The 21,335-nt window shown below is 39.1% G+C and carries 22 protein-coding genes; 5 read left to right on the top strand and 17 right to left on the bottom strand.

The genetic code is table 11. The features are described from left to right. Positions 1-80 precede the first annotated feature (80 nt). Complete coding sequence (locus EIZ39_RS03865; RefSeq protein WP_129197581.1) at positions 81-287, top strand: hypothetical protein; 207 nt, start codon at positions 81-83, stop codon at positions 285-287. Positions 288-336: 49 nt separating this feature from the next. On the opposite strand, the gene EIZ39_RS03860 is transcribed toward EIZ39_RS03865, so the two are convergent. From EIZ39_RS03860 to desB, 9 genes are all read right to left on the bottom strand, one after another. Then, on the bottom strand, positions 337-1,710 hold the full coding sequence (locus EIZ39_RS03860) for an MATE family efflux transporter (protein ID WP_129197579.1): 1,374 nt from the start codon (positions 1,708-1,710) through the stop codon (positions 337-339). 278 nt (positions 1,711-1,988) lie between these two features. Continuing rightward, positions 1,989-3,896, bottom strand: coding sequence for a PAS domain S-box protein (locus tag EIZ39_RS03855; RefSeq protein WP_129197577.1), 1,908 nt, complete (start codon positions 3,894-3,896; stop codon positions 1,989-1,991). Between the two features lie 24 nt (positions 3,897-3,920). After that, on the bottom strand, positions 3,921-4,760 hold the full coding sequence (locus EIZ39_RS03850; protein WP_205668501.1) for a CheR family methyltransferase: 840 nt from the start codon (positions 4,758-4,760) through the stop codon (positions 3,921-3,923). A gap of 9 nt (positions 4,761-4,769) precedes the next feature. Further along, a complete protein-coding gene (locus EIZ39_RS03845) occupies positions 4,770-7,490 on the bottom strand; it encodes a response regulator (RefSeq protein WP_129197573.1) in 2,721 nt (906 codons plus the stop codon). 139 nt (positions 7,491-7,629) lie between these two features. After that, positions 7,630-10,692: an efflux RND transporter permease subunit gene (locus EIZ39_RS03840; protein ID WP_240675683.1), complete on the bottom strand. Its 3,063-nt coding sequence runs from the start codon at positions 10,690-10,692 to the stop codon at positions 7,630-7,632. Between the two features lie 136 nt (positions 10,693-10,828). Then, complete coding sequence (locus EIZ39_RS03835; RefSeq protein ID WP_129197571.1) at positions 10,829-11,086, bottom strand: DUF3243 domain-containing protein; 258 nt, start codon at positions 11,084-11,086, stop codon at positions 10,829-10,831. 138 nt (positions 11,087-11,224) lie between these two features. Then, on the bottom strand, positions 11,225-11,356 hold the full coding sequence (locus EIZ39_RS03830; protein WP_129197569.1) for an anti-repressor SinI family protein: 132 nt from the start codon (positions 11,354-11,356) through the stop codon (positions 11,225-11,227). Between the two features lie 263 nt (positions 11,357-11,619). Next, positions 11,620-11,739, bottom strand: a complete 120-nt coding sequence (locus EIZ39_RS03825) for a YhfH family protein (RefSeq protein ID WP_129197567.1) — start codon at positions 11,737-11,739, stop codon at positions 11,620-11,622. Between the two features lie 159 nt (positions 11,740-11,898). Continuing rightward, positions 11,899-12,993: a Delta(10) desaturase DesB gene (gene desB / locus EIZ39_RS03820; RefSeq protein WP_129197565.1), complete on the bottom strand. Its 1,095-nt coding sequence runs from the start codon at positions 12,991-12,993 to the stop codon at positions 11,899-11,901. A gap of 228 nt (positions 12,994-13,221) precedes the next feature. On the opposite strand from desB, the gene EIZ39_RS03815 reads away from it, so the two are divergent. Then, positions 13,222-13,614, top strand: a complete 393-nt coding sequence (locus tag EIZ39_RS03815; RefSeq protein ID WP_129197563.1) for a MerR family transcriptional regulator — start codon at positions 13,222-13,224, stop codon at positions 13,612-13,614. Positions 13,615-13,627: 13 nt separating this feature from the next. Here EIZ39_RS03815 and EIZ39_RS03810 read toward each other — a convergent pair whose 3' ends face one another. After that, positions 13,628-13,927, bottom strand: a complete 300-nt coding sequence (locus EIZ39_RS03810) for a 3D domain-containing protein (protein ID WP_164984881.1) — start codon at positions 13,925-13,927, stop codon at positions 13,628-13,630. 74 nt (positions 13,928-14,001) lie between these two features. Then, on the bottom strand, positions 14,002-14,304 hold the full coding sequence (locus tag EIZ39_RS03805; protein WP_129197559.1) for a uroporphyrinogen-III C-methyltransferase: 303 nt from the start codon (positions 14,302-14,304) through the stop codon (positions 14,002-14,004). A gap of 216 nt (positions 14,305-14,520) precedes the next feature. Here EIZ39_RS03805 and EIZ39_RS03800 point away from each other — a divergent pair, with 216 nt between their 5' ends. Next, on the top strand, positions 14,521-14,781 hold the full coding sequence (locus tag EIZ39_RS03800) for a hypothetical protein (RefSeq protein ID WP_129197557.1): 261 nt from the start codon (positions 14,521-14,523) through the stop codon (positions 14,779-14,781). Between the two features lie 63 nt (positions 14,782-14,844). On the opposite strand, the gene copZ is transcribed toward EIZ39_RS03800, so the two are convergent. Beyond that, positions 14,845-15,045, bottom strand: a complete 201-nt coding sequence (gene copZ, locus EIZ39_RS03795; RefSeq protein WP_129197556.1) for a copper chaperone CopZ — start codon at positions 15,043-15,045, stop codon at positions 14,845-14,847. A 12-nt stretch (positions 15,046-15,057) separates the two neighbouring features. Then, complete coding sequence (locus EIZ39_RS03790) at positions 15,058-15,405, bottom strand: metal-sensitive transcriptional regulator (protein ID WP_129197554.1); 348 nt, start codon at positions 15,403-15,405, stop codon at positions 15,058-15,060. A 151-nt stretch (positions 15,406-15,556) separates the two neighbouring features. On the opposite strand from EIZ39_RS03790, the gene EIZ39_RS03785 reads away from it, so the two are divergent. Continuing rightward, on the top strand, positions 15,557-15,763 hold the full coding sequence (locus EIZ39_RS03785) for a hypothetical protein (RefSeq protein WP_129197552.1): 207 nt from the start codon (positions 15,557-15,559) through the stop codon (positions 15,761-15,763). A gap of 41 nt (positions 15,764-15,804) precedes the next feature. Here EIZ39_RS03785 and EIZ39_RS03780 read toward each other — a convergent pair whose 3' ends face one another. Together EIZ39_RS03780 and EIZ39_RS03775 are read right to left on the bottom strand one after the other, a co-directional pair. Beyond that, positions 15,805-18,186, bottom strand: coding sequence for a PAS domain S-box protein (locus tag EIZ39_RS03780; RefSeq protein WP_129197550.1), 2,382 nt, complete (start codon positions 18,184-18,186; stop codon positions 15,805-15,807). A 165-nt stretch (positions 18,187-18,351) separates the two neighbouring features. Beyond that, a complete protein-coding gene (locus tag EIZ39_RS03775; protein ID WP_129197548.1) occupies positions 18,352-19,269 on the bottom strand; it encodes a DMT family transporter in 918 nt (305 codons plus the stop codon). 173 nt (positions 19,270-19,442) lie between these two features. On the opposite strand from EIZ39_RS03775, the gene EIZ39_RS03770 reads away from it, so the two are divergent. After that, the gene (locus EIZ39_RS03770; protein ID WP_129197546.1) at positions 19,443-19,628 is read left to right on the top strand and encodes a hypothetical protein; all 186 of its coding nucleotides are present in this window, start codon (positions 19,443-19,445) and stop codon (positions 19,626-19,628) included. Between the two features lie 89 nt (positions 19,629-19,717). Here EIZ39_RS03770 and EIZ39_RS03765 read toward each other — a convergent pair whose 3' ends face one another. Next, entirely contained in the window at positions 19,718-20,731 is a 1,014-nt protein-coding gene (locus EIZ39_RS03765; RefSeq protein ID WP_129197544.1) for a C40 family peptidase, read from the bottom strand. A 93-nt stretch (positions 20,732-20,824) separates the two neighbouring features. Next, on the bottom strand, positions 20,825-21,232 hold the full coding sequence (locus EIZ39_RS03760; protein ID WP_129197542.1) for a hypothetical protein: 408 nt from the start codon (positions 21,230-21,232) through the stop codon (positions 20,825-20,827). Positions 21,233-21,335 lie beyond the last annotated feature (103 nt).

Below are 21,335 nucleotides of genomic sequence, written 5' to 3'. Positions count from 1 at the left end.
TATGAGGTGACACAAGAACTCTCACATCCCCAGCTGGAGAGATTTCCCTTAATCTATTTCCTATAAGGCAGGTGATATATATGCAGAATTTTGATGTTTCCCTCATTCACCGTCTAGCAGATCAGCTAGAGGGCATTGCAAAAGATATTAAAGAGCATGTCAACTCCCCGGACGAGTTGGAAAACGATCTAGTACGGATAAACAGCATTGCTGGAAGTTTACAATCGCAAGCGCAAGCAAAAAAAATGGGAAGTAATCCAAGCATTGTTAATAATAATGTAAGATAAATACCCTAAAAAAGCTGACACAAAACATCTTCGTGTCAGCTTTTTAGACTTAGTGTGCTAATGGAATATCTTCTAGCATCGCTTTCTTTTGCTTTTGAATACGTAGTAATCTCCAGGACAAGAAAATCGCCCCAAAAGCTAACCCCGATATCAGACCAACCCAATATCCATATGCTCCAAGATCAGTAACTCTAACTAAAAGATAGCCAATTGGCAGCCCAAGAATCCAGTAAGAGATAAAGGCCATTAATAAAGTCACATTCACGTCCTTGTATCCTCTTAATGCTCCTTGTATCGGTGCAGCAATGGCATCGGATAACTGAAAATAGATCGCATAGATTAAGAATTTTTTCGTTAATTCAAGAACCAGTGCGTCGGTCGTATAGAGTCTTGCTACTTCATTGTTGAATACATAAAGCCCGATAGCACATCCTACCGCCATCAAGACCGAAAGTCCAACCCCAAGGAAACAGTACTGGTTAGCATCCTTATACCTGCCCCCACCCACTTCATAGCCTACAGCTATTGTTAGAGCCATCGAAATGCTCATAGGAACCATATAAACAAATGAAGCAAAATTAATAGCCGCTTGATGGGCAGCGATCGTTGCTGTATTAAACTCACTCATAAGTAAAGTAACTGCAGCAAAAATACTGACTTCAAAGAAAATAGCAAAGCCAATAGGTATTCCTATTGTTAGTTGTTCTTTCCAGGTTCTAAAAGAAATCCCGACCCAATTCTTAAACACCCCAAAGGTGTTAAATGGACTAACCCGGTTAATATAAACAAAGGCAATCACGAGGATGACCCAATAGGTAATGGAGGAAGCATATCCAGCTCCAACACCCCCTAACCTAGGAAAACCAAGCTTCCCAAAAATAAGAACATAATTAAAAAAGATATTAATAGGTAAAGACATCAGCGTGATCATCATCGTTACCCGTGTTTGCCCAAGAGCATCAATAAAACATCGAAGAACAGTATAGACAAAAATAGGGATAATACCAAATGATAGACCAATTAAATATTCCCTTGCAATCGTACGCACCGTATCCTCTAGCTGCATAGCACTTAATATCGGATCCAGGAACATGGCTCCAGCCACAATAACTACCACTGAGATCGCTATAGATAGATAGATTCCTTGTATGACTTGGAAAGGTACCTCATTTTTTTTCTCCGCACCAAGTAATTGAGCTACGATAGGGGTTAGTGCAAGGAGAATCCCACATAACCCCGTAGATATTGGCGCCCACAGACTCGAGCCAATCGCGACTCCAGCTAAGTCCTCTGGACCAGCATGGCCTGACATCACAATATCAAAGAAAGTCATAGAAAAAAGAGCGAGTTGTGTAATCAGAATAGGGAAAAGTATTACACTAAACTGATTTAACTTTTGCTTCCAAGAGTCCGTTTTCTTCATATTTCTTTTCCTTTCAGATAATCCTTCCAACTCTATTTGACGTTAGGAATAACGTAGTTATTACCAAGAATCTTGCAAAAAAAAACTGGTCCCATGATGGACACAGCCTCTACACAACTAATTCATTATACAACTCTTTTCATCGATTGAATACTGGAAAGCAGTCCTAGACTTGTCTTTTGCATCTGCTTTGATGTCAGGACGATATCGAAAAAACAAAAAAGACAGAAAAATGCCCCCCACGGCTGACAACTTGACAACCAAGGGGGCATCATCATTTATTTTCCAACCTTTTCAACCTTAGTAGTTGGCAAAACCACCTCAACAAGGGTTCCCTTTCCCACTTCACTTGAAATCTTTAACTTGCCTTGGTGGTTTTGAATAATGCTATGACTGACCATGAGCCCAAGTCCGGTTCCTTTATCCTTTGTCGTATAAAAAGGTTGACCGATCAAGGACAATTGTTCACTTGGTATGCCGTTACCTTGATCAATAAAGGCAATGGAAACGTCATTTTCTAACCTATCAACTTCTACCCTCACTTGTCCACCGTCTGGCATCGCCTCAATGGCATTCTTAAGAATATTGATGAACACTTGCTTTAACTTGTTTTCTTCACAGACGACAGGATAATGAGTTGTTGTATCCGAGTAATAAGCGACAATTTCCACTCCATGGAGATTGGCCTGAGCATTAAGAAGCGTAATAATGCTATCTAGCATAAGCTTTAGTTCATGCTCCTGAAAATCCATTTTCTTAGGCTTTGCAAGAAGTAAAAGTTCACTCACAATCATATTAATTCGATCTATTTCCGAAAGCATAATATGACCATATTCTTTTCCAAACCCTCCTTCTAAATCAAGCAATTGAACAAATCCTCTAAGACTTGTAAGCGGATTCCGAATTTCATGAGCAATACCCGCGGCTAATTCTCCCACAACGCTAAGTTTCTCAGACTGTTGCAAAATTTCCTGACTCTTCTTCCACTCTGTTATATCGCGAGCAAAAACATAGATCGCTGGCTCCCCTTGGTACTCCGTTGGGATCGTCTTTAGTTCCACATCAATAACTGTTCCATCTAATCTGACCCATCTTTCCTCGACAACGTCTATTTCCTTACCTAGTCTTAGATCTTCCATCATTGTGGAAGCATATGTATGATCCTCAGGGTGGATCCAGTCGAAAACGCTCTTTCCTATGATCTGATCCATCCTTTCAGCTCCGAGTAGATTAAGTCCAGTTTTATTAATAAAAGAGCAGATATCACTATGCAACTTACGTACAATGATAATCTCAGGTGATTCTTCTACTAGTTGGCGGTATTTATCTTCACTCTGTTTTAATTCCTGTGTTCTCTCTTCGACAAGACACTCTAATAGGTGATACTGAATTTTCCGTTCTGTGATATCCCGAATCGAGCAGACAAAGATAACCTCTTCCTCTACGGTTACTTGACTTACTTGCACTTCTGCAGGAAATAGACTTCCGTCCTTGCGTCTTGCCTCCACTTCAATAATCATAGACTTCGGAAAGTTTGATATTTCATCAGTCTGGAAAATGGGGAGAAGCTTAGCAATGTTCTGATTGGATATTTCTTCCTCTACGTATCCAAACATATTCCTAACACCAGGATTTACGGTATATATTTCACCAGATGCATCCATAGTTATTAACGTATCAATAGATGATTCTCCTATAGCACGAGCTAACGCTTCACTTCTTCTAAGCTGAGAGTATGCAACTTCTAGTTCTTCCGCTCGTTTCTTTAATAGCTCTTTTTGCATTTGGATCTGTTGCTGGTTTTGATAAATTTTAACGAACTCGGCTACTTTACTCTTTAGTACTAAGGGGTGAAAGGGCTTGAAAATATAATCGATAGCACCAACTGAGTAACCATGCATGACATGATCATGTGTTTGGCTTAATGCCGTAATGAACAATATCGGAATATCTCTAGACTTCCCTCTTGCTCGAATCAACTTTGCAGTTTCAAAACCATCTAAACCTGGCATTTGAACATCCAATAAAATGGCAGCGAAGTCCAGTCGAAGAACCCACTTTAATGCTTCCTCACCAGAATAAGCTCTTATTAAATTATAATGGGGAGAATGGAGTACTGCCTCAAGTGCAATCAAATTCTCTTGTCTGTCATCCACCATTAATATATTTACTGCTTGATTGTCCATGTCAACCTCGCCTTCTCTTTAACCTTATTTGATTTTCCGATAGATCTTCTCTAGACTATCCATCTCTTCATAACAATGAGCATAAGGGGTAAAAGAGAGCCCTTCACGACTGCCTAAGCCAAGAATCCCGCTTACGCCTAAGCTTTCATAAATTAATTGTTGAACACGTTCCTGCAGATCGCGGTTAAAATAGATCATCACATTCCGGCAAATAATCACGTGAAACTCGTTAAAGGAGCCGTCTGTTACTAGATTATGTTGAGCAAATACTAAATTTTCTCCTAGGAACGGATGAAATCGAACGTATTCTCTTTGAGCCGTATAGTATTCTGAAAATGATTTTGTTCCCCCTGACAAAACATAATTGCTTGTATAGCTTTGCATGCGATGGATGGGGATTTGACCTGTCTTCGCCTGTTGTAACACTTTATCATTAATATCTGTTCCATAGATGCGTGTCTTATGATATAATCCTTCCTCATGCAACAAAATAGCCATAGAGTAGACCTCTTCCCCGGTGGAACACCCTGCATGCCAAATCCGTATCGATGGCAGATCCTGAAGCAACGGCACTACCTTAGTGCGGAAAGCATGAAAAAAAGAAGGATCCCTGAACATCTCCGTGACATTAATTGAAAAATCAGCAAACAGCTTATCCATAATCTTCTTATCATGTAAAACCTTGTCTAACAATGAAGTCACCGTACTCAATTTCTCGGCTTGAATTCGGTGCCAAATTCTTCTGCGAATGGAGGAAAAGGCATAATTTCTAAAATCAAAGCCATAATGACGATAAATACCTTCCAATAGTAATTCTATTTCTAATTTTTCTAAATCACTACATAGATTTGAATGTTCTTCCAAATTCCTCACCTATTGATATAACCAGACCCTCAACAAGGAGAATAACTGGTCAAGATTTACGGGCTTGCTAATATAGTCTGAAGCCCCAGCATCAATACACTTCTGTCGGTCATGCTTCATGGCCTTCGCTGTTAACGCTATGATAGGCAATGAATGGAACTCTGGCATATGACGAATCATCTGCATGGCCTCATAACCATCCATTTCAGGCATCATGATATCCATGAGAATGAGATCTATATCAGGATGGTCTGCAAGTATATGCAATGCCTCTCTCCCATTCTCGGCGAATACTACTTCCAGCCCTTCCGCCTCTAATGCACTAGTCAGTGCGAATATATTACGCATATCATCGTCTACAACCATGATCTTACGCCCTTCTAGTGGTTCACCGGTGGATCGCTTGATCGTATCCGCATGAATTTCCTTACCTGTTATCTCTTCTATAGCTTGTTCAAAGCTGGCCGCCGATTCTTTATTTATTGGAGACAAGTCAATAACCGATTCCACTTCATGAATAGGGAGATAAAAAGTAAAGGTGCTTCCTTTACCCTCAATACTCTGTATCTCAATAAAACCACCTAATAATTGAGCTAACTCTTTGCAAATCGATAAGCCTAATCCTGTACCGCCATATTTGCGACTCGTTGTGCCATCCGCTTGGCGGAAAGCTTCAAAAATCAACTCCTGCTTATCAGGACCGATGCCAATTCCTGTATCAACGACTGAAAAACAAATATAACTGTGATGCTTATTATCCCTACCGCTTTTGGCTTCACTTCGTACCCATAAAGTAACGCTGCCTTGTTCAGTAAACTTGAATGCGTTAGAAAGTAAATTCTTGAGAATTTGGCAGACTCGCTGTTCATCTGTATGAATAATATTAGGAACTTCCTGCTCCATCTTAATTGAATATTCTATTCCCTTCTGACGAGCAATTGGCAAAAACTGACGCTCTGCAAAACGTAAGACTTCGCCTAAATCTACCTCACCTTGGTGGATATCCATTTTACCCGACTCAATTTTGGAAAGATCTAAGATATCATTGATAAGCTGCAGTAGGTCATTCCCAGAAGAATAAATGGTTCCTGCATATTCCAGTTGTTTTACCGTAAGATTATTCTCTTTATTCTCCAATAACATATGAGCTAGAATGAGTAGACTGTTTAATGGCGTCCGCAACTCATGAGACATGTTAGCCAAGAACTCTGACTTATATTTCGAACTAAGTACAACTTGGCGTGCCTTCTCTTCGAGAGCAATCTGGATTTCTTCTAACTCGTTTGTTTTTTCTTCTGAATTTTTATACTGAGCTTCTAATTCCTCATTCATCGTACGCAACTCTTCTTGCTGGAGTTGTAATTCCTCTGATTGACTTTGCAATTCTTCGTTTAAAGTCTGGGCTTCCTTTAATAACTCTTGAACTTGCATATGTTTAGCAATTCGATCGAAGGTCACCCCAAGATGTGTTGTTGCTTGTTCTAAGAGTGCTTGATGAAGCGGAGAAAACTCCTCAAAAGATGCTAACTCTAATACACCTAATACTTCTCCCTCAAATGCAATCGGTGCAATGACAACACTTGCCGGTGCGGATGCCCCTAGACCTGAGCTCACTTGGATATAATCCTCAGGAACACGCTCGAGTAAAATCGTTTTGTTTTCCAATGCAGATTGATCCACAAGACCTTCACCAATACCAATAGATGTCAATCCAAGGCTCTCACCCTGCTTACCCCTACCTGCATAAGTAGCTAATTTTGTTAGTTGATTCCCTCTTCTGTCCCTAAGGTAGATCACACCATAGCTTGCTCCAAGAATAGGAGTCATGGCAGATATATATTGACTACCTAAGGCCTTTAGATCATTCAACCCTTGTGCTAGCATAGAAAGCTCAGCTAATTTCGATTTTAACCACCCTTGTTCCTGAATACTCTCCTTATAAGTCCGCTCTAATCTTTCATGCTCTTCTAACGCCGCTGCCATTTCGTTAAAAGCAATGGCGATCTCGCCAATCTCGTCCTTCGATACGACCTCAGCTCTCGGCAATTGCTCAGCACCATAAACGACACTCCTCATTACGTTTTTCACACGTGCAAGTCTGTTAGTTACCGTATGAACTACCCATATTGACATACCTATACCAAACAAAATAACAAAAACAGAAGCGATGACGACCATATTCATGGCTCTCTCATACGTTTGCATAGAAGTCACTAATGTTTCTTCCATCACACCTTCTTGGAAATCAATCAAGGCTTCTATAGAGGATACTAGGCTTTGTCTGTGAGTTTCTAATAAGGCTTGTTTCTCTATGGCCTCCTCATTCTGTAGTGCCAAGTCAAGCATAATAATTTGTTGAACGGCAGTATTGTAAATCTGATAATCTTTATTCAAATTACCTAATAGCTCTTTACCTTGTTGAAGATTAATGATATTGCTGAGTTTCTGTAAGGTGTCCGTCACCATACGATGAGAAACTTGGATAGCTTCAATATTTTCATTATTAAAGTGTTCACCAGCAGAAAACGTAACTCCGTTGATTTCTCTTCCGATCTGACCTACTTCGAAGCGAATTTGATTGGCAAGCTGAATCTTTTCATATCGATCCGTAACGAGCTTATTCATACTTCGATTTTGATTATTCATCATACTGACAATACTAACGAGTAGTAGGATCATCAGCATGATGATAAACCCAAATCCCATAAATAATCTTATCTTAAGATTCATAAGCGTATCCTTTCAATTCTTTGTTTAATAACACATTTCTCTTTATATTTTTTAAATCCTGCTTTTTATCTTTTTTAATAAGAAAAAATAAAAACAGCATCCTGTCCATGACACAGATGCTGTCTTAAGTCACAACTCTTTATCCCTTATTACGTATTCTAGAAAGGGATAAATAAAAGGTTGGCGTTAAAATAAGCGTTAATACCGTAGAAAACAATAATCCTGAAACAATCGATATGGCTAAAGGCTTAAACAATACATCTCCGCTAAAAACAATCGGCAGAAGTGCTGCTATTGACGTCAGGGAAGTCAATATGATCGGACGAATTCTAGCTCTGCCAGAATCTTTAATAGCTTCCTCAATATCTTCCCCCACTTCTCTCCTCTGTTCAATAAACTCGATAAGGATAATTGAATTCCTTACCGCTATTCCTGATAAGGAGACTATTCCTAGAACAGCTAAAAAACTTAGAGGGGTTTGGGTGATGAATAAACCAATTATCGCTCCCGTGACTGCCAAGTAGACGGAACTCAAAATAAGTACTGGCATCGATAAAGAATTAAACTGAATGACAATTACGAGATATATAAGAAAGAGAACAATGACGAATAGTTTCGTCACTTCAATAAAAAAATCGGTTCGCTCCGAAGTTTCTCCACCTACATTGAGTGTATAGTCTCCTCTAAGTGACTCTTTCATCTGATTAGTAATGACAAGGGCACTCTGTTCGAATTCTTTCTTTTTACCCTCCACAGGATACGCCCGAACGGTGATGGTTCTTTTCCCATCCTGATGGGGAATTCGTTGTATCTGTTCTGTAATATTTTCAGTTACGAGAGAATGAACGGATACGGTTGGATAAACCTGTTGATAATCCTTAGGCCGCAATTCAATTTTAGAGAGATCAACCTCTCCCTCTCCGCCTTGCGTATCTAAGAACACTTTTAAGTCACGACGTTCTACACCATCATCAAAAATACCAAGTTGAATACCAGTGCTTGCAAGTCTGACTTGTTCACTTATTTCTTGTGTTGTGAATCCAAAGTAATCCAATTTTGCTCGATCCGGAATATATTCAATAACGGGCTGTGGAGTCCCAATATCCACTGTAACTAATTTAGTTTCCTCAATCGCAGCTAATTTAAGCTTTAATATCTCGGCTAGATCAATGAGCTCTTCAAGACCAGGACCAACAATCTGGATAGCCACGGGTGCACCTACAGGTGGACCTGATTCAATAGTCTCTAGCATAATGTCGGCAGAAGGATAATTCTCTCGTAATACCATTTCCCATCGAGCCATCATGGCTGTAGTTGAAGTCTGTTCCAGGTCCACACGCACTAAGATCTGCCCTGTATTCAAGCCAGGATTGGCTAGGGTTGAATTAAACAATCCAGGCAAACCTGTCCCTGCAAAAACAGCTGTTTCTTTAATGGCAGGATCTTGAAGTAATTGTCGTTCAATCGATTCTAGTTGACTATATGTGTCTACTAACTTGGTTCCATTAGGCAAGGTAACCTGAATCGTAACCTCTTCTCGATCAGCAGGAGGAAAAAATTCAAAAGGAATCTTAGCAGCAAGTCCTGTTAACATAATACATAAAAACAATCCTAAAAAACTGATTGTAAAAGGCCTCTTGATGATCTGGGCTAATACTTTATCTGCATAATACGTCTCTAATTTTGTAAACATTTTGTAAAGAAGACCTAATCTCTTCGATGTGACTCCTTTTCCTTCCTTCCTGCTTCTTCGCCAATACGTCATAATCGGTACAAAAGTTAGGGCAACAAAAGTTGAACCAATAATAGTAAAGATGAGTACCGTAGGAAGCGCTCGGATAAAACTGCCTCCTGTTCCGGATAAAAAGGTTAAAGGAAAGAAACTAAATATGATCATGATGGAAGAGGTAAATATAGATATTTTCACTTCATTTATCCCATTTACTGCTCCCTCTAGTGCGCTATCACCAAGTGCATACCGTCTATGAATGTTCTCATTAACCACAATCGCATCATCAACAAGTATGCCTATTGCAATGATCATCCCAATTATAGAGATTTGATTGAGATCAACCCCAGTGTAGGGGAGCGGAACTAGCCCCACTAAGATGGACATAGGGATGGCTAGGGTTACAAGTAACGAAGCTGAAATAGAAAGCCCTAGAAGCATAATCGATGCTACAGCAATAATAGCCATAATAAAAGAAATGGCTAGATTCTTAAATGTTTGTTCAACATACACACTTTGCAGGTAAAAAGGGACAACCTCTATCCCCTCTGGCAAACCCTCTGTCAATCTAGTCATTTTAGCTTCAATACTTCTTTGGAGAGATGGAATATCTGCCCCTTTTTCCGCAAAAATGGTAAAGGACAGCGTTGGTTTTCCTTTATGCGTAATCAAGTCAGTTGTTTCCTTTGGACTGAGCGCTACGGTTCCTACATCACGCAAGTAGATAGATTCACCATAGCGACCTTTTCCAATCATGACACTGCTGAATTCAGCGAGCTGGGTGTAATTTCTCATTTTCACAAGATAAGAGGTTCCTTCTCTGTCTTGCCTACCAATTGATTGGGGCGAAAATTCTGCTTGAATGGCTTGAATGACTTGGAATGGGAATAGACCATGTTCTTTAAGTTCTAACGGATCGAGGCGGATCGTGATCTCTTCTTCAGGCAAGCCCTTCCATTGAATCTTGGCAACCTTCGGTAACTTAACAAGTTCTTCTTCCCAAACCTTAAGATCCTCTCTTAATGATGTCAACATGGTCCTATCTAGGCCCACAATATGATAAGACGCGACGGCAGAGGGTCGGATATCCGTATTAATCTCTGGACTCCTGACTTGATCAGGAAATTGAAGGGCAACATTGGAAACTTTCTGCCTTATATCCGAAAAAACGGTGTCTTTCTTAAAATCATTTTCAAACTCCAAAACAATATTTGAGAAGCCGTCAGCAGAAACGGAAGATGCTTTTTTAAGTCCATCCAATTCTAGCAACTTTTCTTCGAGTGGATTCGTAATATTTCTTTCCACTTCTTCAGGTGATGCACCCGGAAATACAGTTTTTATCGTCGCGACATTAGGCATCACTTCTGGAACGTCTCTTTTAGGAAGCTGAATAAAGGTTAACACTCCAATTAGAGTCAATAATATAATAGTAATGATTACAACTTTGGAACGTTTAAACATCCACATCAACATGTCTCAGTATCCACTCTCCCTCTAGTACCTCTTCTTTTTAACGATATCACACGCCTTTAACTTATACAATTACTATTCAAAAACTATACAATTATCCAAAGAAAAACCCCCCATTCGTTGGGGGGATTTTTCTTTCTTACTGATTAGGCTTCCGATCCATGTATTGAACAAGAACCGAAGCGAGCGTCTTTTGCTGGTCAGGATTTGCGCTTTCCCATAATTCCTTCAGAAGGCGCTCCTCATCATTTCTTGGCTCAACTTTATCAGCTAAGTAGTCGGCCATCTGATAGGCAATGTTGGAAATAGTAGCATCATTCATGCCAGCATTTTGAGCTTGGTCAATACGCTCATTTAAGAAGGATTTCCAGTCGTTGAAGTTATCTAGTACAGACATAATTTAATACCTCCTTAAATTTTTCAGGGAAGGGAGCGTATGTGTCTTTAGTATGTTCTCCGAGACGGGGTCATCTTATGCAGGAAGAGGATTCAAAAACTCAAAACCAGTGACCTTTATTAAAGCATTTATGTAATATTAGATCGCAATTCTCCCTCTCGAAGCAGGCATGGATAGCCTAAGAAAATCCCTGATTTCATCAATGGTTAAACCCATTTCCTTGGCCATTAATATTAACTCTACCCATTCCTGATCTAATCCCTGTTTCATCTTACAATTCATCTCCTCACTAAAATATAGATCACTGAATTTATAAAGCGACGTTTTCCTATGATTTTTGACCTAATTACAAGTCCTTCGGTTTATAGTGATAATGTACCATAACATTTGTTAGAATTTTGTCATAATTTGTGTTGATTTTTTACTTTTTTTGTCAAAGACAAAACAAAATGCCCTGCTCTTCTTTAACAAGAGACAGGGCACTTAAAATAAGGGCATTGTTGTCAAAATTTCACCTTCTATATTTTTAATTTTTATTCATGATGCTTCCCGAAACATTTCGTGCACTCGTAAATTGGCGACAGGGCTTTTTCTTCGAAAGTTTCTCCACATTGTTGGCATTCTTTCTTTGTACGATTCATTACAAACTTCATTTTCTGATTCCTCCTGTTTATATAATTTACTTACCTTTATTGTATTATAACAGTTGCATATAGTCAATAGGTTGTTGTATAACTGTTGTAATAAGAAAAGAGGATGATCCCTCAAGGTCAATAAAACCGCGACCTAGGGATCACCCTCTTGGAGTAGTACTAAGAGTCTCTCTGTTTAATATCTGTTCCGGTAGGAAGGTAGGCTTCCCCTTCCACTCTATACTTGTATTGATCAAGATCCAAACCATGTCCTAAAGTTCCATAAAGATGGTGATGATTGGGGTCAACTAATTCCGTCTCTTCGTAATATATCCTTGGCGTTTTCAATAATGCAATCATAGCATTCACAAGTGGCATCTGATGATAGCGCTCCGGCCACATGTTCAGGATATGCTGCTTGACCAGAGGATAATACTTCGGACTTATCCCTGGAAACAAATGATGTTCCGTATGATATGAGAAATTAAAATGAAGGAAATCTACCCATTTAGGTACGGTTACTGTCAAACTATTCGCTAAAGGATCATTAACCGTTACAAGCGGGTTAAGACGATGATTGGTTGAAATATAACTCATAACAATAAAATTTCCAATGAATAGCGGTATTAAAAAGGCAAGTAACCACTTCACCGGTCCCATAAAAAAGAGAAGGGAAATCCAAGTAGCCCAAGGAAGGATAAACTGTATCCATACTTTTGGTTTCTTATTAGAATGGAAATTTTTAAGTGAACGAAAAAACATCCTGGCTGAATGAAGAGTAAACGAAAACGATAAGGAAACAAAACTTATTGTTGCACGAACCCATAAGGGAAGTTTATATAGAACAATCAATAATGGATATTTTGCTAACTGTTCCTTACTCAACCATGCATCGGGGTCACGATGTTCATCTTGGGTATAGATGTGATGATTCATGTTATGCCAATTTCTCCATAACTGAGGCCCTGTAGTTAATGGCCAAAAGGCAATCGCTCCTAAAAAGTCCCGCAACCATGCCTTTCGGACAACAGTTCCGTGAAGAATTTCATGTCCCAATAAACCTAACCCTGCAAAGCATAAACCTACAATCACGGAGATGATTAGACTGACCCACAACGGTGGCTCAATTAGACCAATAATAAGAAAACCAGCAACGGTTATGAGAAGATAAGCCAATCCACCCCACAGCCTCGTAGGCACAGGCTTAAACGCTTCCTCTGGCAAAAGTGGAGATATTCGCGCTGCATACCAGCCGTAACTTTTCAGTTCCTTCATAAGTTGTTTTGCTCCCTTCATCTTAAGCTTAAGGGCTTATGACAATACTCTATCAGTAGTAACAAAATCTTTCAATATTTTTTATTACCAGGTTCTAATATCTGATCACATTTTCCTTCATTACATATATGATAAACTGTAACATGATGTAGATTGCAAACCAAAAAAGAAAAAAGACATAGACGTAGTGTCTTTGTCTTGAAAATGTTAAGAAAGGAGTCAACGCTCTTGAATGCAAAACTATCTGCTTCTCATCTCCTCTTAGGCGCTGCCTTTATTATCGGTTCTTACTTTATATCTAATTCTATTGCGTTAATCTCTCAGCGGGAGTATGTACGCTTAGATCAAGTAAGTAATTCCATATCCAACCTTGCTTATGAAGTAGGCCAATTAAACCCAAGAAACCAAGAACACCATGAACCTTATTTACCCATTGACCCAGGGGTATTAACTTACGGTCAAACCATGAGGTATCTTGGCGTATCAGGAAAAGAGCTGGATCATTTTATCAACCAAACAAACATCCCCTATATTAAACTAGACAATAAGTTTTTATTTCCTAAGGAAGCCTTAGATCAATGGTTGCTTAACCTAGGTCAAAAAACGTATTCAATTAATTAGCTTTGACGTTCCCTTAACCGATAGGAGTTTGACCGATAACTCGTACTTGAATTTTTTGTCTGCCATTTTGTAATGCATCACTTCGGTTCCAACAAAAGATATCAATTTTTCTTCCTTTGACCGATCCACCTGTATCAGCAGCAACTTTACGTTCAATACGGCCATCACGATACTTAACCTCGATAACGCTGCCTAATGGAATAACAGATGGATCAACAGCTATGACCTGTTCAGAAACTTTAAGACCACTAGCCGTTGTTAAGCCATCTCCTACCCCTCCTGATGGGGTGTACCAAGTGGCGGTAAAATCCATCCATGGTCCATCTTTCGCCGAGCGAGACATTAATTTAATTGGATCTATAGTTTTTGCTGTATTCGCTCGGCTTGCTAAAAATTTACCTGCTTTTTAACCTCTTGTATGGAAGATTTCTGTACACTTAACTCTTTTTCTAATTCATTAATTTTTGCAAGTTGCCCTGTTATTTCCTGTTTATAGTTCTCAAGTTGTCTCTGATTTTTTACTAGTTCCGATGAAAGCTGGGTGATTCGCTGATCTTTTTCCTGAAATTCTTTCTGCAAGGCGTCGATACGGAGTTTCTGCTCTTGATGCATATAGTACGACAGTGATCCGACCCCTACTAAAAGTACAACCACACTGATCACAGCTAACCAAACGACACGTTTTTCCATCGTTCCCCTCCAGATGTTCCCATGAGATTGTTATTTAGGAAAAGCTACTACAGATTTTACCAACTTGTCTTAGAAAAGAGTGTCGATTGGAGGGGGCGCTTTTCCACTACTTTTGTAAAATTTCGTTAATTTTTAAAAAATAAATCGATTTGTCTAGTTGATTCTTGTCGAGTACAGTCCACAGGATGGGCATAATAAAGCTCGAGGAGGGATGACATGCAAAATATGAACTGGATCTTATCCGTGACTAGTGAGGAATCGCAGGATTGGGTGGATATGGCAAAAACATGGCACCCTAGTGTAGCTTTACAACTTAAAGATGGTTTGGAATCAATGGGGCTTACATGCCGGATCCTTCATCAGGTCGGAAATGTACGTTTAAAAGAAGACTTAACATGGGATAAAGCTCTGGAATTAGGACAGTTTATGGAAGGTATTGGAGAATACGAAAATGATGTATACGAGCGCCTAGAGTAAAAAAAGAAGCTCTCTCGCTAAGTAGGTTTTAGCAGAGAGCATTCTTCTACAACTTCAACGGAGTTATGCTACGTCATAGCCCTGATCTTCAATGGCTTCTTTAATTGTCTCAAGAGAAACCTTCGATTCGTCATACTGTACTTCAACAGATTTTGCACTTAAATCTACTTTTCCTTGTGCACCGAGCTCTTTTAAAGCTCCTTCAACAGCTGTTACACAATGACCGCAAGACATACCTTCCACTTTTAATGTTACATTTGTCATTTGAATCTCTCCTTATTTCATTAGTTTAGTCATGGTCTTTAATAATTCATCAATAACTTCATGATCTCCGTCTTGAATCCTTTCAATCACACAGCTTTTCATATGACCCTCCAACAACAACTTTCCAACACCATTAAGTGCTGATTGGATTGCCGCAATTTGATTGAGCACATCGTCACAATAAGCGTCCTTTTCAATCATGCCCTTAATTCCGCGGATCTGACCTTCAATTCGGTTAAGTCGAGTGGTAAGGTTCGCTTTCACTTTGTCTGAATGATGACTTTTCCTCTCCCCATCAACTGAGCAACAGTTTTCAGTATCTTCCAAGTTAGATCCTAGGTTTTCTGGTGTCTGTTCCATAAAATCGACCTCCTCTTTGTATTATTATTTTACTATACCCCTCTATAGTATTCAAGTGAAACGTAACATTTTTCTCGATCCAGCTCTAGCATCTTTACAATTATAACCTTTTGTTTATACTAATACCTATCCAATCCTGTAGGAGGAAACTATGAGTGATAAAGCAGAACAAAAAAGAAGAGAAAAGTTAAAAAAATCAAAAAAACAACGTGAAAGCATTAAAAAAGCAGCCAAAAGAGGAAAAATTGTAAGCAAACTTAGTAAAAGCAAGCTTGTTATTCCACTTAAGGATGGAAAGCCGATTCTTCGTAATAAACCCATACCAAAGAAAAATACTGCAGACAGCAATGAAGGATAGTTAACACATAAGAGTAAAAGGCGAGAGCTCACTCCTCTCGCCTAACTAATTTTGCTATTTGCTAAACCTTCTTGTCCGATAGGGAGAATAATCTCAACCTTTGTTCCTTCTTCAACTTTACTGAAGAAAGTCATTTTCCCCTTATGAGCTCCAACAATTTTCTGACAGACCATAATTCCTAAACCCGTTCCTTTTTCCTTCAAGGAATAAAATGGCTCCCCTAAACGATGCAATCGATCTTCGGGTATCCCTTCCCCTTGGTCTTCTACAATAATACTTACCTGTTGGTCCCCTTCTCTAGAAATTCTTATCGTGAGCGTACCCCCTCTCGGCATGGCTTCAATGGCATTTTTCCCTATATTTATCAATACTTGTTTAATTTGGTTTGCCTCACAGAGTACTATTGGGACGCCATACCCTTTATGTATCTCAATTTGAACATTGCTAAGGATGGCCTGCGTATTTAGAATCATGACGACCTGCTCAATTAAATACTCTAAATTGGTCTCACGAAATTGGGTAGCTTGTGGCTTGGCCAGGACTAAGAACTCGTTCGTAATCTGCTCAATTCGTTCTAATTCCGAATGCATGAGTTCTAAATATTGGGCCTTCACATCCTCACTGTTTTTCATCATTTGTACGAATCCCTTAAGAGTTGTTAATGGATTCCGGATTTCGTGAGCAACACCTGAGGCTAATTGCCCTACCACAGATAGCTTCTCTGATTGTATCATCCATTCTTCTTCCTGTTTTCTTCTTGTAATGTCACGGCTGATGCTAATAACACTTTGTAATTCCCCAGTCTTAGACAAAACAGGCATCATTCTGGTCTCCAAAAAAATCCAATGACCGTCTTTATGACGTATTCGGCTAGATATTTCGGTTGGTACTGGGGTAACAAACATATTATAAAACGCATGACTGACAAATCTCCGGTCATCTGGATGATAAAGATCTAGACTTATAAGTTGTTTGAATTGCTCCATATTATAGCCCAATACCTGTTGATGGGACGGTGAAACATACGCCAATTTTTGATTGAAAGTAAAGATTGCAATTAGATCTGATGTATGTTCAACAATGGCCCTATATTTTGCTTCACTCTGCTGTATGGCTCTTTCCATTACTTTTCTCTCTGTTATATCCCGGGAAATACCTGATACAGCAATTACATTCCCACCAGCATCTCTGATCGGTGAAATCGATATAGATACCTCTATCATTTTTCCACTTTTCGTAAGAACCAAGAGCTGCTTGTCCCCAATCTTGCTGCCTTCAATAATTTGTTCTCGAATAACACGTTCTAGCTCTTCTAATTGACCCGGCATACAAGGTATCTTTTTGCCTATTAGTTCGTCAATCGACCAACCATATATCTTCTCAAAGGCGGGATTGGCCTGGATCACACGACTTTGCAAGTCGAAAATGACAATCGCATCAGCACTATTAGTAATGAGAGACTCTAATCTTTCCTTTATTGTCACTCGTTCCTCTTCTTCCAATTTTTGCGCTGTAATATCCATACAAGAACCTATTACTTCAAAGACTTCACTCTGGTGATAGATAGGTCTTAATAATACCAAAAGAACATGGTTCGTAAGACGATATTCATAAGTCACTTCATTTCCTTCCCATGCTTTATGAAAATGATCATGTAAACCAAAATCAGATTGAAAAGAAAGTTCATCTATATATTTGCCAACGAAGTCGTCCGGTTTGCGGTCAAGCTTATAAACTAATTGTCCGTCAAACATAGTATAGCGAAACCGTACACCTTCTTTTTTAAATTTAAATATTGCTCCCTGTTGCTCCTTTACTACTTGTTGTAGTTCCTTTTGCGATTCTTTAATAAGTTCAACCCATCGAGCTGATTCCAGCAGATACTCAGTCAAACTATAAGCTGTAAGACCACCTACCCAAAGTGCAAAAGCGTAGCTCATTACTATAGAGTTATAGTTTGCAATGGTAGAACTATAGGAATTAAACATGACAAAATTCACTATAAAAATCCCTGAGATCATCATAGATACTTTCGTCCAGCGATTCCAGTTCCTGTCCCCAACCCAACTGCACCATATGGCCACGACTAGTAAACTGGAAGCAGTTATCCAGCTAGACCAAGCCCAACCAAATAATATAAATCGGTATATGCTCATAACAATCGCGGTTGTTATTCCTGTGAGCCAACCGCCAAACAATCCCGCAAACAATACGATAAGATGTCGAAGATCGACTACTAGATCAGGACTGATTCGTGTATGGAAACTCATCATCACAATACCAATAAATCCATAAATGAGACCGACTTGTATACGCTGCAGGGACGTAGTTCTTCTTAAATCAATCTTGAGCTGAAACCATTGATGAGTTATAAATAAAGCGCTTAAAAAAACTGTTAGATTCAAAAATAAGTCCTTTAGCATCTTTTGTAAGTCCCCCCTCTCCAAACCAAGCCCCCATCCATTATGTTGAGATTATTCTCCCTTTTGTAAACGTTTTCCTGCTAGGAATCAACATTTTTTTACAATAAAGTCAACATTAAAAAAATAGCATCTAAATAGTAACTCTTAAGATGCTAACAGGTTCATTTATGCTTGTATCTTTTGCTGTTCTTGCATGGTATCTAAGTCTGACACTTGGGAACTCTTCTGAATAAGAAAGATCGAGGCTAAAATCAACATAATTCCCGCTGTTTGCCAACTATGCAAAACCTCTCCAAACACAAATATTCCTACAAGAGCTGCAACAATTGGTTCTACCGTAGCTGTAATAGATGCCTTGCTAGATTCAACCAAGGATAAGCCAAAGGTGTAGAGAAGATATGCCAATACTGTAGGAAAAAATCCCAAGCCTAATCCATACCACAACACTTCCCAATTCAAAAGCAGGTTTAAGGAATTCCATAGTTGACTTGCGGGAAGCATGACGGCGCTAGCAAAGACAAACGTATAAGTGGTAATGGTCAAGGATTGATAAGTCCCTAATGCAAATTTTCCAAAGATGCTATATAAGGCATATCCAAGTCCAGATCCTAATCCAACAAGAATACCATAAGTGGAAACTTTATGTCCTCCTCCGGGAATCAATCCTACTACCAACGCACAACCCACTAGAGTAAGCCCTAACGATAGCAACTTGCGACTCGTTAGACTTTCTTGAAAGAAGAAACGTGAGAGTAATACAACAAAAGCAGGGCCTGTGTAAAGCAAAATCGCTGCAACAGATAGAGAAGTCTCCTCAATTGCGGTAAAGTAGCACCAATTAAAAAAGACAACACTAATAATTCCTGTTCCTATGAAATACTTTGAATCCTTCGCTTTTATCTTTAATAACGCCGAATTTTTCCAAACCGTGTAGACCACTAGAATTACAGCAGCTGTGATCACTCGAATCGCTACAATTTGGAAAGGGGTAAACCCCAAACTAGAGAGTTTCTGTACAAAAATACCTATGAGTCCCCATAACGCTGCACCAGCTAAGATAAATATATACGCGTACGCTTGCATCTTTTACCCCCTTACTATTTTCATTTTATAGCATATTAAATGGCGAATAAACATTAAAGTAAGATATAGTTACAAAAATTTAAAAATATTCAAAGAAAGTTGTTGAATATTGTCGAGCTATGGATTATTATTTAAATATACAGAAAAGTTAAAATCGATAGGGAGTTGAGAGCATGAACACGAAGAAAATTCCTTGCAAGAGCTGCGGAATAACATTAAGTGAATATGAGAAGATGGAGTATGCCGGAGAATGCATAGATTGTCATCGGGAGAAAGAACCACGTAAGACCTCTGTCCAAGTTCCTTTATTAAAACGATTAAGAAATCGAAAATATATGCTATCAAACGAATTACGTTAGCCTATACTTCAAACTATACTAATCCCCACTCTTCAATTATGTGCGTGTTTTACTAACTGTAAAAAAATAGAAGGGCATTTTAAGCCCTTCTATTTTTTAATGAACAAGTGAATATCCTCTTTTTTTACTTCAATATCTGGAGCTTCCGATCCGTCGTCAGCAATGACTCGCTTCCCATATAGGAAGTGACGATTCCACCAACCTTTCTCCTGATTAGCCTTCATTTTAGAATCGGTTACCCCAATCCCTTTCTTATATGTATGGATAAATATAATCTCACCATTTTTTTTGATTTCTTTAACAATCCCAACATGCCCATTTCTTTGATAATCATCTAAATTGTATTTCTTAGCTGTCCCTGCGGTCGAGAAGAAAACCAAGTCCCCTTTACGAAGTTCTTCTCTTCTTAGAACTTTGTCCCCATCATAGAGAAACTGAGGGCGTGAGGCTCGTTTCAGTTTAATCCCATTCTTCCAGAATACATATTGAGTAAGCGAAGAACAATCAAATACATCCGTTCTCCCTGCTTTAGCACCATAGAGATAATCAATACCATAATAAGTTTCTGCTAAGCTAATTACATCTTCAGCTTTTTTCTTCCAGCCCATGTCACTCGGTTTGGCTGTAGATAACGGCTCTTCTGGAATATCTTCGGTTAGGGGTTCGTCGACCGGTGAGGTTGGCTCATGGATTAATTCTTCTGTCATTACAGTAGCCACTCTCAACTCTTCATTCCAATGCACTTCCGCATCAAAGGCATCCGCGACATATCTTAATGGGACGAACGTACGAGAATCTACAATTACAGACTCATATTGACCGATACGAAAGATTAGGTCTTGACTATCATTTCGCAGTCTAATATTTTGATTTTGATCATTCCAAGTAACTGCATACCCCAGATGTTCTGATATAAACCGAACAGGGACTAGCGTTCGATTTGAACGATTAATAAACGGTCTAGCATCTGGGAATTCAATCAGTTGTCCATTAACATTTACTTGAACATTGGACTGTAGTCTAGTAGTTCCGTGGGCAACACTCTCTGTAGTAAGTAAAGCCGATATCAATAAAACTATGAACAATAGTTTTTGGTGTAGCATTCTGCAATCCTACCTTTCATTCGTTTTTCCTAGTATATCCTGTACTAGTATCTTCGAAGGAAAATTGGTAGGTACGACCGTGAACTTCTATTTTTATTGCGCCATACGACGCTTTAACTCCTCTGCAATTAAAGAAATCACAGCCTCGTTCAAGTTGCCGCCATTTTCTGTTACCACCTGCTGAATCACTTCTTGTACAACTTGGTCTCCTAACTGACTAGCGGCTTCCTGAACTTGAGGGTCTTGCATGACTTGTTGTAGGAACCTTGCTGCAACAGATGCACTAACTTTCGCTGTGCTCACCAACGCTTGCTGTAGCTCTTCATCTTCCATGACCTTCTGAGCTACGTCACCAGCCAATTTACCTAGCTGTTTTCCCGCCTCCTTCACTACTTCAACTTCCTTATCCGAAATTATTTCTTGTCCTTGATAAGAACAACCACTAAGAGCAAAGCAGAATACCAAGGTTGATAATATGACTGTATTTAGAACCTTTTTCATCGCTTATGTCACCATTCCTTTATCTGTGTTTATCATAGAGAGTGCCCATACTGTAATACGTAGCTCATCCAATTAATGTTACATAATTGCCCCCAAAAATTGG

Source organism: Ammoniphilus sp. CFH 90114, assembly GCF_004123195.1.
Lineage (GTDB): Bacteria > Bacillota > Bacilli > Aneurinibacillales > RAOX-1 > YIM-78166.
The sequence above is the reverse complement of the archived record's forward strand: the minus strand, read 5'-3'. Positions and strand labels throughout refer to the sequence as shown.